The 17,125-nt window shown below is 59.4% G+C and carries 14 protein-coding genes and 2 riboswitches; of the genes, 9 read left to right on the plus strand and 5 right to left on the minus strand.

The annotated features are described in order from the left end of the window. Positions 1-326 precede the first annotated feature (326 nt). The 3 genes from RM6536_RS03065 (at position 327) to RM6536_RS08925 (ending at position 3,354) form a co-directional block, all read left to right on the plus strand. Positions 327-1,775, plus strand: a complete 1,449-nt coding sequence (locus RM6536_RS03065; protein ID WP_060823992.1) for an NCS2 family permease — start codon at positions 327-329, stop codon at positions 1,773-1,775. 143 nt (positions 1,776-1,918) lie between these two features. Next, positions 1,919-2,602, plus strand: a complete 684-nt coding sequence (locus tag RM6536_RS03070) for a hypothetical protein (RefSeq protein WP_060823993.1) — start codon at positions 1,919-1,921, stop codon at positions 2,600-2,602. A gap of 2 nt (positions 2,603-2,604) precedes the next feature. After that, positions 2,605-3,354: a hypothetical protein gene (locus tag RM6536_RS08925; protein WP_081094644.1), complete on the plus strand. Its 750-nt coding sequence runs from the start codon at positions 2,605-2,607 to the stop codon at positions 3,352-3,354. 88 nt (positions 3,355-3,442) lie between these two features. On the opposite strand, the gene RM6536_RS03075 is transcribed toward RM6536_RS08925, so the two are convergent. Together RM6536_RS03075 and RM6536_RS03080 are read right to left on the minus strand one after the other, a co-directional pair. After that, a complete protein-coding gene (locus RM6536_RS03075) occupies positions 3,443-3,886 on the minus strand; it encodes a YchJ family protein (RefSeq protein WP_060823994.1) in 444 nt (147 codons plus the stop codon). Positions 3,887-4,007: 121 nt separating this feature from the next. Further along, positions 4,008-5,435, minus strand: a complete 1,428-nt coding sequence (locus RM6536_RS03080; RefSeq protein WP_060823995.1) for an LLM class flavin-dependent oxidoreductase — start codon at positions 5,433-5,435, stop codon at positions 4,008-4,010. A gap of 113 nt (positions 5,436-5,548) precedes the next feature. Further along, positions 5,549-5,657: riboswitch (SAM riboswitch) on the minus strand. A gap of 175 nt (positions 5,658-5,832) precedes the next feature. Then, a riboswitch (SAM riboswitch) is annotated at positions 5,833-5,930 on the plus strand. Positions 5,931-5,934: 4 nt separating this feature from the next. Between RM6536_RS03080 and RM6536_RS03085 the strand changes: the two genes are divergently transcribed. The 4 genes from RM6536_RS03085 (at position 5,935) to RM6536_RS03100 (ending at position 11,318) form a co-directional block, all read left to right on the plus strand. Further along, on the plus strand, positions 5,935-6,771 hold the full coding sequence (locus tag RM6536_RS03085) for an ABC transporter ATP-binding protein (RefSeq protein WP_060823996.1): 837 nt from the start codon (positions 5,935-5,937) through the stop codon (positions 6,769-6,771). Positions 6,772-6,869: 98 nt separating this feature from the next. Then, positions 6,870-7,934, plus strand: a complete 1,065-nt coding sequence (locus RM6536_RS03090; RefSeq protein ID WP_060823997.1) for an aliphatic sulfonate ABC transporter substrate-binding protein — start codon at positions 6,870-6,872, stop codon at positions 7,932-7,934. Then, entirely contained in the window at positions 7,934-8,776 is an 843-nt protein-coding gene (locus RM6536_RS03095; RefSeq protein ID WP_049338266.1) for an ABC transporter permease, read from the plus strand. Before RM6536_RS03090 ends, RM6536_RS03095 begins: the two co-directional genes overlap by 1 nt. A 418-nt stretch (positions 8,777-9,194) precedes the next feature. Then, entirely contained in the window at positions 9,195-11,318 is a 2,124-nt protein-coding gene (locus RM6536_RS03100) for an AMP-binding protein (protein WP_060823998.1), read from the plus strand. A 146-nt stretch (positions 11,319-11,464) separates the two neighbouring features. On the opposite strand, the gene RM6536_RS03105 is transcribed toward RM6536_RS03100, so the two are convergent. Then, positions 11,465-12,553, minus strand: a complete 1,089-nt coding sequence (locus RM6536_RS03105) for a C4-dicarboxylate ABC transporter substrate-binding protein (RefSeq protein WP_060823999.1) — start codon at positions 12,551-12,553, stop codon at positions 11,465-11,467. A 243-nt stretch (positions 12,554-12,796) separates the two neighbouring features. Between RM6536_RS03105 and RM6536_RS03110 the strand changes: the two genes are divergently transcribed. Next, the gene (locus RM6536_RS03110) at positions 12,797-13,648 is read left to right on the plus strand and encodes a hypothetical protein (protein ID WP_060824000.1); all 852 of its coding nucleotides are present in this window, start codon (positions 12,797-12,799) and stop codon (positions 13,646-13,648) included. Between the two features lie 169 nt (positions 13,649-13,817). Beyond that, on the plus strand, positions 13,818-14,426 hold the full coding sequence (locus RM6536_RS03115) for a DUF1269 domain-containing protein (RefSeq protein WP_060824001.1): 609 nt from the start codon (positions 13,818-13,820) through the stop codon (positions 14,424-14,426). Between the two features lie 145 nt (positions 14,427-14,571). Here RM6536_RS03115 and RM6536_RS03120 read toward each other — a convergent pair whose 3' ends face one another. Together RM6536_RS03120 and RM6536_RS03125 are read right to left on the minus strand one after the other, a co-directional pair. After that, on the minus strand, positions 14,572-14,955 hold the full coding sequence (locus tag RM6536_RS03120) for a hypothetical protein (RefSeq protein ID WP_060824002.1): 384 nt from the start codon (positions 14,953-14,955) through the stop codon (positions 14,572-14,574). Between the two features lie 350 nt (positions 14,956-15,305). Beyond that, the gene (locus tag RM6536_RS03125; protein ID WP_060824003.1) at positions 15,306-16,877 is read right to left on the minus strand and encodes a DHA2 family efflux MFS transporter permease subunit; all 1,572 of its coding nucleotides are present in this window, start codon (positions 16,875-16,877) and stop codon (positions 15,306-15,308) included. Positions 16,878-17,125 lie beyond the last annotated feature (248 nt).

The following is a 17,125-nucleotide window of genomic DNA, read 5'->3' on the forward strand; positions in this document are numbered from 1 at the left end:
ACACGTGGAGGTGCGGGCACCAGCTGGGCGGGGTATCGGCACCTTTGGTGTGCCGGTACCCCGCCCTGCGCTATTCTTCCCCTGCAGCCGACCTAACTACAGGAGCGGGGAAACACCACGTCACCGACTGGATCGCCGCACACAACGCGTTTTAACGGCACAAGCTACGCGGCGGCGCCTACAATGGTTGAACCATTGTGGCGCCCGACCCGGGATCTACCCCGTGAGCCTGGCCCGTGAAATTCACCCCGGACTTCACCCGCGAGCTTTGCCCGCGAAACCGGCGGCGCAACAGTACACACCGAACAACATCAACGGATCCTCACATGTCTGAACCCCAGAAGGCGGCAGCGCCCACCGGTGCGCTCGACCGCTACTTCAAGATTTCCGAACGCGGCTCCTCCATCGCCGCAGAATTCCGCGGCGGCCTCGCCGCCTTCTTCGCCATGAGCTACATCGTGGTGCTGAACCCCCTCATCATCGGCCTCGGCAAGGACGCATCCGAACGCACCCTCGGTATCGCACCCGTCGCGGCTGTGACCGCACTGGTTGCCGGCGTGATGACCATCCTCATGGGTGTTATCGCCAAGCAGCCCTTCGCGATGGCGGCTGGCCTGGGCGTGAATGCGCTGCTCGCCTCCACCATTGCCACCACCCCGAACCTGACCTGGGCAGACATCATGGGCCTGGTCGTTCTTGCCGGTCTGATCATGACCGTTCTGGTGCTCACCGGCTTCCGTACCGCGGTGTTTGAGGCGGTCCCCGAGTCGCTCAAGACCGCGATTGTGGTCGGTATCGGCTTCTTCATTTCCTTTATTGGTCTGGTCGACTCCGGCATTATCCGCCGCATGCCTGACGCTGCCGGCTCCACCGTGCCGGTGACCCTCGGCGCGGGCGGTCACCTGCTCGGCTGGCCCACTCTCGTCTTCCTCTTCGGTCTGTTCTTCACCATCGCCCTGTTCATCCGTAACGTGAAGGGCGCAATCCTGTGGGGCGTGCTCGCCTCTACCGCACTGTCCCTGATTCTGGAGGCGCTTGTCCCCTCCGGTTCCGTGAAGGAGGCGGCAACCGGCTGGTCCCTGAACGTGCCCTCCTTGGATGACATGAAGTTCACCACCCCGAACTTCTCCCTCATTGGTTCCGCTGACCTGTTCGGCGCATTCACCCACATTGGCCCGCTGGCTGCTTCGCTGCTGGTGTTCACCATTCTGCTGTCCGTGTTCTTCGACGCGATGGGCGTTTCGGTCGGTCTTGCCACCGAGGCTGGCACCATGAAGGATGGCAAGGTTGAGGACATCGACAAGGTCCTGCTCGTGGACGCTTTCGGTTCCGTTGTTGGTGGTGGCGCGTCCGGTTCGGCGAACCAGATTTTTGTGGAGTCCGCTACCGGTATTGGTGCGGGTGCACGCACCGGTTTTGCGAACATTGTGACCGGCGTGCTGTTCCTGCTGGCGATTTTCATCTCGCCGCTGGTCACCATCGTGCCCTTCGAGGCGGTTGCTCCGGCGCTGGTCGTGGTCGGCTTCCTGATGATTCGCCAGGCTGTGAATATTGACTGGACTGACTGGGGTCTGGGTATTCCGGCGTTCTTGACCATCATTTTCATGCCGCTGTCGTACTCGATTGCGAACGGTATTGGTGCCGGCTTCGTGTCCTACACTTTCATTCGCCTGGTACAGGGCCGGGGCAAGGACGTGCACTGGCTGATGTACCTGGTCTCCGCGGTGTTCGTGATCTACTTCGGTATGGGCATCATTAACGGCTGGACTAGCTAAGTCCAACAGTCTACATATTTGCTGAGGGCAGGTTCCTGAGGCGGCTGAGAACGTAAGTTTTCAAGCTGTCGAAGGACCTGCCTTTTGTGTATCCGGTTCGCTCATGCACGTTCCTTATCGTGCCTGGATGCGGGCGCAATTTTATGGCAGAATCATTCCGTTTCCGGTATGATTCTGCCATGATGTCCGTTCAAGAGTATGCCCAAGAAGCTCAGGTTTCAGAGCGAAGCGTGCGCGCCCGCCTAGAACGCGGGATGCTCCAGGGGCGTAAATTGGGAAGCCGCTGGGTTGTCGACGCCCTGCCCGCTGCGCACCGCAGTAATGCTGGCCGCCCTATTTCCTTCGATGCGTTCAACGCTTTGGCGCGTTACTGCGATGGCCAGTCATCTGTTCTATCTGCTGAGGAACGCCGCAGGGCGAAAGAACGCGCCTCAGCAATTCAGATGCAAGGACCTGCGTCTGTTGAGCGATACCGAGCCCGCCGCGGGCTGAAAGTACATCATCTGCAGGCTCCTCCCGCTGAGATTCCGGCAATTTTGGAAGACCCTGCATTGTCACTTACTGGCATCAGTAGCGATATTTCGCAGGTGCACGGCTCAATGGTTGATGCATACGTCTCGCATCAGGATTTGGGGAACATCATTTTTCTCTACAATCTGCTTCCGGCTTCCGCGGATTCAGCGAACGTCATTTTGCGTGAATGCGATGAGCCGCCCCATATTCTGCCCCTGCACGTGGCGGTGGATCTTCTAGATTTAGGTGACCCGCGAAGCTCCGCTGAGGCAGAGCGTATTCTTCAAGATTCTGTTTTCAAGGAAGCGTCTTAGTCATGAACGCATCACCTATTTTGATTCCTGCTATTGGGGCAGAACGCGCCTCATGGCTTGGTCTGGCTGATATTTCAGAGATTATGCCGCAAGGATGGTCCCTGGCTGGCGGAAGCATGATGCGTCTGTTGGCTGCAGAACGAAGCTACGCAGGTTCTCGCTCCACCCACGATATCGACGTTATTCTTGATATCCGCGCTTCCCGGGCGCATATTCGTCAGTTCCATGAGGCTCTTAGCAATGCCGGATTTTCAATTGCCGGGTTCAATGCATCCGGCCAAAATCACCGGTGGGTTCGCGGCGAAGCTCAGATAGATATCCTCATCCCTTCAGGGCAGTCAGAGGTCGCTCGCACCTATGAATACCCGGGGTTTGGCCGCCTACTAGAAACTCGTGGCGCCCAGTTTGGGCTTGAACGCACCCGTAAAGCATCTGTACTCTGCGCTAACCGCCAATTTACAGTCAACGTTCCTGATGGTTTGGGCGCTCTGTACGAGAAAGTATCGGCTCTGCTCAACAATGGAGATTCCGATAAAAATCGACATTTCCGAGACATTATTCTTTTATCTTCGGTTCTTAATTCTCAAGAACGTCGAGATATCCTGACACTTTCTGGAAAACAGATATATCGCCTTTATGACGGTCTCTCAAGATCGATTCACGAACACACCGGCATTATTTCTGACCGCGAGCTAGAGGTAGCCTCGCGCTTAGAGAACTATCTTGAAAAACTGCTAAAAAGCAGAAGCTAACCAAAACAAGAAATGGCAGAATCGTTCCGGTTTCGGAATGATTCTGCCATTTCTTTTATGCCCGCACTATGCATGTGTATAAGGGGCGTTAGCGGACGTCACCATCCACATAGAACCAGGCGCCGCCCATCTTCTCAAAGCGCGACAGCTCATGCATGCTGCCCTTCACCCGCTCCTCCGCAGGAACACCCGGCACCGAACGGTAATACGCAACGAACTCCACCGTACCGGACGCATCAAACGGACCACCCGAAGAGGCCAGAACATCCAGGCGATACCAGCGGATATCATCCTCCAACTCCAAGGCGGCCGGGCGAGTACTCGGATGCCAGCTCGCCAGCAGATACGCCGCATCCCCGGTCGCAAACGCGGTAAAACGCGAGCGCATCAGCTGCTCCGGTGCGGGAGCAGTCAGTGTGCCGGAGGCGGCAAACTCGCCCAGGAACCTGCCGCAGCAGGCGCCGTACACCTCGCCGCTCGAGCAGGGGCAGCGGTCATCATGGTTCAGTTCAACCTGGTTCAGTTCAGTCATGCCACCCAGTATAAAGAAACGCCCGCTCCGCCGGGGATACAAATCCTCCAGCAGAACGGGCGTTCTTGTTTTCAATCGTTAAGTTTGAGCGAACCTACACGGCACGCATCAGCGGCAACGCTTATTCAGCGATTGCGCGAGCCGGGGTGTCAGCAGCCGAAGGCTTGCCCACGTATGCGCCGCGGTACTTAGCAGCCGGGTGGGAGTCAGCGACCTTGGTGTGGCCCTTACCGAAGATGTTCTCACGCAGGGTGTTGCCCTCGTACTCGGTGCGGTAGCGGCCGCGCTTCTGCAGCTCGGGAACAACGTACTCGATGAAGTCCTCGAAGGAACCCGGGGAGACGTGGTACGCCAGGTTGATGCCGTCCAGGCCGCCCTCGTCGATCCAGCGCTCCAGCTCGTCAGCAACCTGAATCGGGTCACCAACAATGACCTCGCCCATGCCACCAATGGTGGTGTGCTCGGCGATAGCCTTGCGGGTCCACTTCTTGTCCTTCGCCTGCAGGGTGAAGGGGGTCAGGAAGGACTGAATCGACTCGGTCTGCACGTAGTTCAGGATCTCGTCCTCGTCGAACTGGGACAGGTCAACGCCGGACCAGCCGCCGATAATAGCCTGTGCAGATTCGAGGTTGATGTACTTCTTGTACTCCTCGTACTTTGCCTTTGCCTTCTCTTCGGTCTCATCCACGATGACCGAGAGCATCGCGAGGATCTTCACGTCGTCGCGGCTACGGCCCTGCTCCTCAGCAGCGGCACGAATACGGTCGGTCACGACGCGGGTCAGGTCGGGGCGCAGGGCGCTGATGAACACAGCCTCAGCGTGCTTGCCGGAGAACTTCTGGCCGCGGCTGGATGCGCCAGCCTGGAAAATCACGGGGGTGCGCTGCGGGCTCGGCTCGGTCAGGGAGATGCCGGGCACGGAGAAGTACTTGCCCTTGTGGCCAATCGGGTGGACCTTGGAGGGGTCAGCGTAGATGCCGCGTTCGCGGTCCTTGATGACTGCACCGTCTTCCCAGGAGCCTTCCCACAGCTTGTAGCAGACGTCCAGGAACTCGTCAGCAATGTCGTAGCGCTCGTCGTGCGGAATCTGGGTGGGCAGGCCCTGGTTCTCAGCAGCCGAAGGCAGGTAAGAAGTCACAACGTTGAAGCCGACGCGGCCCTCGGTCAGGTGGTCGAGGGAGGCGTAGCGGCGAGCCAGGGTGTAGGGCTGCTCGAAAGTAGCGGCAGCAGTCACGCCGAAGCCGAGGTGCTCGGTCACTGCAGCCATTGCAGAAATCTGGGTTGCGGGGTCGTTCACGGGAACCTGAGCGGCACCCTCGATAGCGGGAGCGGCAGAGTTCTTGTACACGTCGTAGATGCCGACCACGTCAGCGATGAACACGGCGTCAAACAGGCCGCGCTCAAGGGTCTTAGCCAGGTCAGTCCAGTACTTGATGGTGTTGTACTCGGTTGCGCGGGAGCGCGGGTGACGCCAGAGGTCGAAGCTCTGGTGACCGATGCAGGTCATCTCGAATGCGTTAACTACGATGCGCTTCTTCTGCTCAGCCATCGATTTTCCTTTCGCGAATGATCGGGGACGATCGGGTTTGTACCCTGCACCCCGCGCGCCGCCTCCTGATGCCTTCTGCGTTCGGTGGTGGCCTTCGTGCAGGTGGCGCGTTCGCGCCGTACTTGCCTCATTCCATTGAGGCCAGATCATCATCTGGGGCACCCCGCTACGGGAGAGGGTTGCCGCCCGGCTAGCCAGAGCTTAGCGCCGGGACTCATGATCTCGTTGTTTGAGTGTACGGGGCGCGCGGGAGGGAGGTCACCTTTGTGACGAAAAAATCTTTTTGTGACGTGGACCCGAAATATTTCGTGACAAATGCGAAATAAAGAGTCATAGAAATTCACACGCGCCCGCTGGGTTGATTGAGGCGTGGCACAGCCCATAGGGTTGAAGGAGCAAACCATCCAGAGCGACTGAGAGACCTGGCTCCACGACGTCGCAGCAACCGGCGCGGATTCTTCCGCCTCCCGGTGCTAACGCCAGGAACGATGGAAGTGACATGACACTCAACAGTGCAGTAACTGACGTACCCACCAGTGAAAACACCGGCCGACACGCCGTATCCACCGCCGCAGTCCCCCTCAGCTTCGAAGACGTCGGACAATCTTTCCCCGTGCCCGGCGGAACCCACGAAGTTCTTCGCGGAGTCTCCTTCACCGCAGCCCCCGGCGAGATTATCTCCGTCATCGGCTCCTCCGGATGCGGCAAATCCACCCTCCTGCGTGCAGCAGCAGGCCTGAACCGCATCACCGCAGGTACCGTGCGTATCGGCGAGAAGGCAGTGACCGGCCTCGACCCCCGCGTCGCTATCGGCTTTCAGGAACCGCGCCTGCTCCCCTGGCGCACCGTCGCCGACAACGTGGCGCTCGGACTGCCGCAGGGCACCAAAAAATCTGAAGGCGCGGCATCCGTAGCGCGCCTGCTCGACCTGGTCGGCCTGGGCGAATACGCAACCCACCGTCCCAAGGAAATTTCAGGCGGTATGGCTCAGCGCGTGTCCCTGGCGCGAGCACTCGCACGCAACCCCGGCGTGCTGCTGCTCGACGAGCCCTTCGGTGCTCTGGACGCGCTGACCCGCATCAACATGCAGGATTTGCTGTTGGATGTGCACCGTCAAGACCCGACCACGATTCTGCTGGTTACCCACGATGTGGAAGAGGCGCTGTACCTCTCTGACCGGGTTATTGTCCTCGGTAAGGACACCCCGGAGGCGCCCGCCACCATCCAGCGCATTGTGACTGTTGACCGCTCTCACCCGCGTGACCGCGCCGATGCAGAGATCACGGCGCTGCGTAGCGAACTGTTGGCTGAGCTCGGCGTGGAAGATAACGCCTAAAAGCCGCTGATAAGTCCAAAGTCACAAACAAGGCTAGTGCTGCCGCATTTCATCTCATCAACACACATCATCATCTTCAGAAGCGAAAAGATTTCATCATGACTTACTCCCCGTCTCGCCGTACCGCCCTCAAGTCCCTTGCCGCAGCCGCCGCTTTTGCTACTCTGCTTAGCGCCTGCGCCGGTGAAGGTTCCGGTTCCGCTAACGCCTCCGGTGCTGCCGGTGGTGGCGACCAGAACACCGTGACCATTGACTACGCGACCTATAACCCGCTGTCCCTGATTATCCGCAAGAAGGGTTGGCTTGAGACCGCCCTGTCCGCCGAGGGCAAGAAGGTTGAGTGGGTGAAGTCTGCCGGTTCGAACAAGGCGAATGAGGCGCTGCGTAGCGGCAATATTGATGTCGGTTCGACCGCCGGTTCGGCGGCGCTGCTGGCACGCGCTAATGGCTCCCCCATCAAGGTCATTAGCCTGTACTCTCAGCCGGAGTGGTCGGCTCTGGTGACTCGCAAGGATTCGGGTATCACCAAGGTCGCGGACCTGAAGGGTAAGACCGTTGCCGTGACCAAGGGTACCGACCCCTACTTCCTGCTGCTGCAGGCACTCAAGCAGGAGGGTATTTCTGCTTCGGATCTGACCATTCAGAACCTGCAGCACGCCGACGGTCGCACCGCCCTGGATAACGGTCAGGTCAACGCGTGGAGCGGCTTGGACCCGATCATGGCTGCCGCCGAGGTGGAAAGCGGCGACGTGCTCTTCTACCGCAACCTGAACTTCAATACCTATGGCTTCCTGAACGCAACCGAGAAGTTCATTCAGTCCAACCCGACCGCCGCACAGACCATCGTGGACGTGTACGAGTATGCTCGCACCTGGGCTAAGAAGAACCCCGAAGAGGCAGTGAAGATTGTCGAGGAGGAGTCCGGCATTAAGCATGAGACCGCCCAGGTCGTCATGGAGCGCACCCACCTGGATATTGACCCGGTTCCGGGCGCTAAGCAGGTTGAGGTTCTGAAGGGTGTCGGTCCGATTCTGGTCGAGTCCGGCGACGTTCCCTCCCAGTCCGACGTGGACAAGGCACTGAACAGCATCGTGGACGACCAGTTCGCAAAGAAGGCTGACAGCGCAGCCGTCGAGAAGATCGCGAAGGTGGTTGAGAAGTAATGACCGCCGCAACGATTACCGCCGCCTCCAGCACTCGCGCTGAGCGTTCTGAGAAGCGTGTCTCTTCCGTGAAGCTGCCGTCGAACCCGTTCGCCGGTAAGCAGTACCTGGGTCTGATTCTTCCCCTGGCGTTGATTGCCCTCTGGTACATCCTGAGCACGAACGGCGTGTTCACCCAGGTTCAGTTGCCCTCCCCCGACCGTGTGGTCAATGCCGGTATTGAGCTGGCGCAGCGCGGCGAGTTGGGCCGCCACGTGGCGATTTCTACTCAGCGTGTGCTGATTGGTTTCGGTATTGGTGCCGTGCTCGGCCTGGTGCTGGGTGCGCTGATTGGCTTGTCTGCGCCGGTGCGTCTGATTGCCGCGCCGACCATTGGTGCGTTGCGTGCCGTACCGTCCCTGGCATGGGTTCCGCTGCTTCTGCTGTGGATTGGTATCGGCGAGAATTCTAAGGTGACCCTAGTTGCTATTGGTGCGTTCTTCCCCGTGTACACCACGGTTTCTGCGGCTCTGGCACACGTTGACCCGAAGCTTGTGGAGGCGGCACGCGCCTTCGGTCTGAAGGGTCTGCGCCTGTTCACCACGGTTCAGCTTCCCGCGGTTCTGCCCTCGGTGGTTTCGGGTCTGCGTCTGGCGCTGGCTCAGGCGTGGCTGTTCCTGGTCGCCGCTGAGCTGCTGGGTGCATCCATGGGTCTGGGTTACCTGCTGACCGACTCGCAGAACAACGGCCGCACCGACCGCCTGCTACTCGCCATCGTGGCGCTGGCGGTGCTCGGTAAGATTACCGACGCGCTGGTGGGCGTATTCGAGCGCTGGGTGAAGGCAAAGTACCCCAGCAACTAATAGAGAAAGCTCGGCGTTCACGCTGAGTTTTAGGAGAGATGTCCGCCGCGTGGTTGCTCCCGAAGGTGAGCCAATCATCGCTACGCGCCGGAAAAAGAAGTCGGCGGGGAAACCTGTCGCCTACTGAATGATGATGATGAATCCCGCCCCGCGCCCCACAGCAGTGAGCGCGGGGCGGGATCTTTAAATATGTCGTTATATTACGAACTGGTACTCACCATTCCGAATATGACGGTCCCCTTTGCGTCCACCCCCTCGAGCGCGCTTTACTAAGAAGGCAAACCATCCAGAGCGACCGAGAGACCTGGCTCAACGACGTCGCAGCAACCCCCTCGCCAACGCACACACAGACCCCACGGTCACACAGACAGCGGCACGGCAAGCAAGGGTGCTAATGCCAGCAACCGATGGGAGAATAATGGGACTGCCCACCCCCTACTCGTTCACCGACCCGCTGAATCCCACCCCGAACCCCGCCCACGAATCTGACGAGGCACGCATCGCGTTCTGGGAGAAGCAGGCGCAGCGCCTCACCTGGGCTGAGCCCTGGCACACCGCGCACCGCTTCGAGAAGCCGAAGTCCCTCGGCTTCGACGAGGACGGCATCGAACAGTTCAGCATCCCCGAAATTAAGTGGTTCGAGGGCGGTAAGCTCAACGTCGCCTACAACTGCGTAGACCGCCACGTGGAGGCGGGCCGCGGCGACAAGGTCGCCCTCTACTTTGAGGGTGAACCCGGCGACCGTGAAGCCATCACCTACGCCGAGCTACAGCGCCGCATCGCGAAGGCAGCGAACGGTCTGCTGTCCCTGGGCGTGCGCAAGGGTGACCGCGTGGTCATCTACCTGCCCGTCATCCCCGAAACCATTATTTTCACCCTCGCCTGCGCGCGTATTGGCGCGATTCACTCCCTCGTCTTCGGTGGCTTCTCCGCCGAGGCGCTGAAGTTCCGTGTGGAAGACACCGGCGCGAAGGTTCTCATCACCACCGACGGCCAGAACCGCCGCGGCAAGGTTGTTCCCGTGAAGGTGAACGCCGATGAGGCATGCTCCGGTGAGAACAACATTGAGCACGTGATCGTGGTGGATCGCACCAGCGCCTCCGACCCGGTTGCGCACGCGGCTGTGCCGTGGACTGAGGGCCGCGACGTCTGGTACCACGACCTGGTCGACGATCAGGCGGACACCCACGCCTACGAACTGCACGACGCCGAGGATCCGCTGTTCATTATTTACACCTCCGGCACGACCGGTAAGCCCAAGGGCCTGGTGCACACCATGGGCGGCTACCTGGTGCAGACCGCGTACACTCACGCGCTGCTGTACGATCTGCTGCCGGATTACGTGGACGAGAACGGCGTGCTGCGCCCCGACGAGCTGTCCGCGGTCAACGACCCGCAGAAGGTTGAGTCCACCGTTCACTGGTGCACCGCCGACCTCGCCTGGGTGACCGCGCACACCTACGAAATCTACGGTCCGCTGGTTAACGGTGTCTCCGAGGTGATTTACGAGGGCACCCCGAACACCCCGCACTACGGCCGCCACTTCGAGGTCATCGAACGCTACGGCGTGACCAACTACTACACCGCGCCTACCCTGATCCGTTCCCTCATGGGTGCGTTCCCGAACGGCCCGGAGCCCGGCAAGTACGACTTCTCGACCGTGCGTCTGCTCGGTTCGGTGGGTGAATCCATTAACCCGGAGGCGTGGCGTTGGCTGCGTCAGCACGTGGGCGGCGGCACCGCGGCGTTCATCGACACCTGGTGGCAGTCGGAGACCGGTTCGACCGTGTGCTCCCCGCGCCCGCACGACCCGGCGTTCGCGCCCGAGGGCACCTACCCGGAGGGCACCCCGCACTGCACTCCCCTGCCCGGTTGCGCTACCCGCGCCGTTCCTGGCGTGTCCACCCGCGTGGTGGATGAGCACGGCGACCCGGTCGAACCCGGTAAGCAGGGCTTTATTGTGGTCGATAAGATTGGCCCGTCCATGGCTCGTACCGTGTGGCAGAACCCGCAGCGATACCTGGATTCCTATTGGCGTCACTACGGCGAGCGCGGCTGGTTCCTCGCTGGTGACGGCGCGAAGGAAGACGAAGAGGGTAACGTGTACATCCTCGGCCGTATTGATGACGTAATCAACATTTCGGGTCACCGCCTGTCCACGATTGAGATTGAGTCGGCTCTGGTGACTCACCCGGCTGTGGTTGAGGCTGGTGTCTGCCCCGTGGAGGATGAGCTGACCGGTCACCAGGCGGTCGCCTACGTGACGCTCACCGACGAGGGTAAGGTCCTGGCTGAGGATGAGTTGAAGGCGGCGCTGACCGCGCACGTGCGTGAGCACATTGGCCCGATTGCTAAGCCGAAGGATGTTGTGGCAGTTGCCGATATCCCGAAGACTCGTTCAGGTAAGATTACTCGCCGTCTGCTCGGTGAGCTGTACCAGGGCCGTTCTTTGGGCGATGTTTCTTCGCTGCAGAATGAGGAGGCGCTGGGCCACATCGCGCAGGTGCTGGTGGATACCGGCCGCGTGGTCGAGGCTGTCTAGGCTCCACTGCTGGGCTGAACGCTGAGCTGAAAGCTGCATAGAGTAAAGGTGCGGATACCGAATGATGATTCGGTATCCGCACCTTTTGTTCTGCCATTTTATTGAGCTGGCAAGGGTATTTATCGGCGGTGTGCCGCCTAGTCAGCCTACTTAATCAGGCCCAGCGAACGAGCGTGTTCAGCGGTAATGCCGCTCGGTTCAATGTGCTCGGGGCCCTTGTTCTTCTCGGGGTGCTCGGTCGCCTGGAAGCGGATCATCTTCACATCGTTTGCCGCGCCCAGGTTCGTGATCATGCCGTCACCGTTGAGGTCCACGGACACCGGCTCGGTGTCGATCTTGCCGTTGCCGTTGAAGTCAATCGGCTGGTTGGCGGGCTTGCCCTTGTACAGGAAGCCAGCCGCGCGGGGACCGAAGCCGCGCGCCTCGTACAGCTTCGCCTCGTTGAGCATGCGGTACTCGGCGGTGGAGTAGCCGAAGTAGCGGCTACCGTCAGCCATGGGCACACCGGTGAGGGTGTACTGGTAGTTCATGACGCTGTAGTAGTTGGGCTTGTAGTTGATTTCGTCCCAGCCGCCGTGGCTCAGTGCGAGGTTGTGGCCGAGCTCGTGCACGAACACTGCCACGCGGATGTCGCTGCTTGCCGTGCCCCAGAAGTGCGGGCCAACGGTGACCATAAAGTTACGACCGCCAAAGTTAGCGATACCGGAGGAGTAGCTGTTGTCGTAGTAGTCGCCCCAGATCATGTAGTGGAAGGTACCTTCGCGGGCAGGGTTGAACTTACCTTCGGTCGCCTTGATGCGGTGGAGCGCCTTGAATTCGCTGTCGAGTGCCTGGTAGCTGATTTCGTTGCCGCCGCCGAGGTTGTACTTGGCGCTGCGGGCGTCACCGGCGTCCAGGTGGATGTTCACGCCGTGGGTGCCGTCGGGGTTGCGCAGGGGCAGGTCGGCGTAAATCTTGGTGATGCGGTCCAGTTCATCTTCGCTGGGCAGCAGGCCTGCCATGTAGTCCATCTCTACGAAGATGTCCTTGTGCTTGGGGTCTGCGCCCATTGCGGGGAAGTCGACGTCGATTTTGCCGTCGCCGTCGGCGTCGTAGCCCTTCATCTCCCAGGTGTTGGGGATGCCGTCGCCGTCGATGTCGGGGCTGTAGGCGTTTGCTGCGGGGGCTGCGATAGTGCCCAGGCAGAGCACTGCGAGGGAGGCAAGCGTGACGCGTGCGCTCTTCAGAAATGCCATGTTGTGTTCCTTAGTGTGTGGTGACCGATAATGTTCCGGTGGTGTTTCGATGGAGTTTTCCGGGAGGGCGTTCTCCTCGGTTTCCATGATGCTCCCGTTTCACGTGTTAGGTGAGCTGGGTGCCGCAATGTTCATACATTGAGGTAAAAGTTGAGATAATTTTGAAGATGAGCTGAATTACATTAGAGTATCAGTAATTCAAATCACATGCATCACCACATTCTTAATGACAAGAGAGATCCCATGACTTCTTCCTCGAACACCACTAACGGTCTGAACCGCCGCGCCCTCATCAAGGGTGCCGCGTGGAGCACCCCCGTCATCGCAACCGCAGCGGCGGTACCCGCCTACGCGGCGTCCACCGATGCGCAGGAAACCCCGACCCTGAAGTTCGGTGTCTTCACTCAGGCGTTCAACTCGAACCCCGCCAACGACTTTGATACCCGCTACGGCCTGGACTCCTACACCGTGCAGGTACCCAACATCACCGCAACCTCCACCACCCCGCGGAGCGCCGGCGGCGGCACCTTCACCCCCGGCGGTAGCGTCGGTGCAGGCCTGTACGGTGGTGCAGGTCTGTGGATTTCCGCACCCATCAACTCCAAGGGCGAGTTCCAGGGCAGCTCCTGGCTGTACCCTCAGGCGCACCTGCAGGTGACCTTCGAGTTCACTTTCCCCACCGCCGAGGATGTCACCGACCCGCTACTGTGGGACGTCGATAACGACGTTGAGATCCCGGCACTCGCTAAGAGCGAAGGTGGCGCGAAGACCAACAACCCCGCCGTGGCGGCGTTCAACGGCATCGCATACACTGCGAAGTTCTACGAGCCGACCATCGAGGACAACGTCTGGACCGGCGTACTGGACATCCGCACCTCCGACTACCTGGAAGCCACCGCGAAGGACGGCGTGAGCTACGCACAGGTGCTGGCTTCGCTGGTTCCGGTGTACTTCACCGAGGTGACCTCCAGCTACACTCTGACCACCACCGCTCAGATCACCAGCGGTAGCGTCGCAATGCAGCTGACCGAGGGTGGCGAGTACACCTTCCAGGATCTGGCTGGTTTGCGCGCTTCGGCAACCATCAGCCGCTAACGCCACAGCAAGCAGAGAGGGGCCCGGCATCCATACTGGATGCCGGGCCCCTCTGCTTTAGGACTCAGCCTACCGGCTGCCGCCGAGGTAAATTGTCGCAAAAAGTAGTTCCCAAAAAAGAGAACTGTATTACAATGTATATATAGTCTTTAGGAACGAGGTACCAACTATGGAAAACCTAGTAATTTCAGTCTTTAACACCGAAAGCGAAGCTTATCAGTCCTTTGCAGATTTGAAGGCTTTCCGCCAAACTCAGACGACCAAGGTTGCTCAAATCGCCCTGGTCAAAAATGAAAACGGTCATATCGTTGAAAAAGAACGCTATGATTTTGAAGATTCAACGACGGATGCAACCCTAGAAGGTGGCTTGCTCGGTGCAGTTATCGGGCTTTTGGGTGGTCCTATCGGCGTCTTGTTTGGTTATGGTATTGGTAGCCTCTATGGTTTGGTTGCTGGTGATACCGTTGATACGGCAGAAGCTGGCCTGATTGACGTTGTTTCTCAAAAATTGACTAACGGTGAAACAGCCGTTGTTGCCTTGGTGCAAGAAGACAACGAAGCAGTCATCGATGCTTACTTCACCAAGTACGACACCCAAATCGTGCGTTGGGATGTAGCAACCGTCGTAGCCGAAATCGAAGCAGCTCTGCAAGTCCAAGAAGACCTCTACAACCAGGCGCGTGCACAGATGAAGGCTGAGCGTAAAGCCGAACGCAAGGCTAAGCTTGAAGAATTCAAGGCGAATGTCAAAGCAAAGTTTGACAAATTGAAAGCGTAAGCACCCAAGCATCTCATAAAAAATAGGCTATCTACTTCTGGTAGATAGCCTATTTTTTTAAAAACTAGATTTTAGAAAGAGGAAGTGAGGATTTTGGCTCAAGATCTTGAACAAATCAAGGAAGACAATGGCAAAAATACCAAACTCAAGGTGGGGATTTTAGCCATCTCTCTTTCTCCAGGTGGATGTTGATGCCGGTGGTGCCGTTCGGATTGCGGAGGGGCAACTGCGCGAAGGATTCGGTGATGCGGTCGAGCTCTTCCTCGCTAGCGAGCAGGCCGGGCATGTAGTCCATCTCCACGAAGAGGTCCTTCTTCAGCGGGTTAGCGCCCATGCCGGGGTAGTCCACGTCTACCTTGCCGTCGCCGTCGGCGTCGTAGCCTTTCATTTCCCAGGTGTTGGGGATGCCGTCGCCGTCGATATCGGGGTTGTACGCCTGGGCTGCGGGGACAGCAACCGAGCTGAGCACAAGCAGTGCCGCCGAAGCGAGCGCGGTACGCACTACGCGAGTTGAGGTCAGAAAAGACATGGGATCTCTCTTCGTGTCTTGACCGCGCGTTAGATTGCTCCATCTGACGTTGCGTACAGTGCATCTCTGGTGAGTAGAAGTATCAAACGGTAGCCAAGCCACGCGGTGCGGTGGTCATATGTGTCGCTGTCGCCGGTGTGCAGCCGGTGTGCCGCAAGTGAGCACGGCGTTTAAAAGACAGCGGGTCACTGCCGAACCCTCCGGTGGAGGCAAGGGAACCATTCTTGGCTCCCCTTCTGTTCGACGGTGACCCGCTTCATCATACACAGCGTGCATCTAGTTTGTCCCAGTATTTGCACCGTATCTCAGGTTATGCACCGCTTATGCCTAAAAGCGCTCCGATAAGCCTTCTACTTAGTGGCCTCCACCTCAGCGTTCTGCGCGGCGCCCTTCGCCTCGGAGGTCTTCATGGAGGCGTAGAACAGGCACACGACCGCGCCCACTGCTGCGGCAACCAGGGGAAGCATCATGGAATCCGCCATTGCCGCCGCGTAGGGTTCACGCAGCATCTGCGGGAGTACACCTCCAGCAGCGCCGCTGTGAGAGCCACCGCCCGCTGCAGCGGCAGGACCCAACGCGGACAGGTGCGAGGTAATCGCAGAAGCCATGATGGTCGTAATCGCAGCCGAACCGAGCACCGACGCCATCTGGCGGGTCTCGTTGTACACGCCCGAACCGGCACCTGCACGCTGCGGCGGCAGGTTACGGGTCGCCGACACCGACAGCGGACCCCAAATGCAGGCATTCGCCGCGCCCAGAATAATCATCGGGCCAACCATCAGCCACAGGTTGCCTTCCGCAACCATCGTCGGGCGGAGCAGGGCAAAACCAACAACCAGCAGCGTAAAGCCAATTACCGCAATCCACTTCGGGTCGTTACGGTTCAGACGCGCACCCACCACCGGCGCCAACGCGCCCGAGAACAACGCCATCGGGGCGGTCATCAGCGCTGCCTGGGTCGGGTCCAGGCCCTCCACCTGCTGCAGGTACAGGGTCAGCGGGAACGCCATGCTGATAGCAACCACACCCATAGCGGAAATAGCCACATTCGATACGGAGAAGTTACGGTCGCTGAACAGGCTCAGCGGAACCAGCGGCTCACGCGGGTTAATGGCCTGCCACCCGATGAACAGGCCCAGCACCAGAATGCCGGCAATAATCAGACCCCACACGCTCACCGCAATACCGGTACCCATGAACGAGTCAGTGATGGTGCCCCAGTCGTAGGTGGCACCTTCCTGAATACCGAAAACTAGCAGGAACAGACCGACCGCCGAAAGCACCACGCCCAACCAGTCGAAGCTGTGCTTCTTCTGCTCGAACACCGGCACGTTACGCCACGCCAAGAACAGGCCGACCAGGCCAACCGGAATGTTGATGAAGAAGATCCAGCCCCAGCCGAGGGTGTCCACCAGCACGCCGCCCAGAATCGGGCCGACCAGCGAGGCGACACCCGCAGTCGCACCCCAAATGCTCATGGCGACACCGCGCGCATTCGGCGGGAACATCAGCGTAATCAGAGACATCGTCTGCGGGGTCATCAGCGATGCGCCTAGGCCCTGCACCACGCGGGCAGCGATGAGCGATTCAACGTCCGCCGCCAGACCACACCACAGGGAGGCGAGCGTAAAAATACCCATACCAATCATGTACAGGTTCTTCTGACCGAAGCGGTCACCCATACGACCGGTAATGAGCAGCGGCACCGCATACGCCAGCAGGTAGGCGCTCGTCACCCACATACCCGCCGACAGGGATGCTTCCAGATCCTGCAGCATGTGCGGCAGGGCGATGGTGACGATATTGCCATCCACCAGGATCATGAAGAATCCAACAACCAGGGACCAGAGAGCAGGCCAGGGCTTGTAGGGTGTCTTCGCCGGGTTACCGACGAGAGGCGCTTTTTTAGGGCGTGAACTCAATGATCCTCCAGGGGATGGGTTGTATGCGGGTAGATGTCCGTGTGTTCAGCGTTGCCGCTGAGTGAATGTCCCTAATGTTACTCCTTTTCAGGGCGCAGCTTCGGTTGCTTTACCCTTATTCAACTCTTCACGGCGCGTACGCGCGGCAACCAAGCAGAAGGCACCCCGCACCCTCTAGACTGAAGCTATAGAAGCTAATCCGGACGCCGCCACCGACGCTCACCCCCATCAGACCACCCTCAACGAGA

The organism is Rothia mucilaginosa (assembly GCF_001548235.1).
Lineage (GTDB): Bacteria > Actinomycetota > Actinomycetes > Actinomycetales > Micrococcaceae > Rothia > Rothia mucilaginosa_B.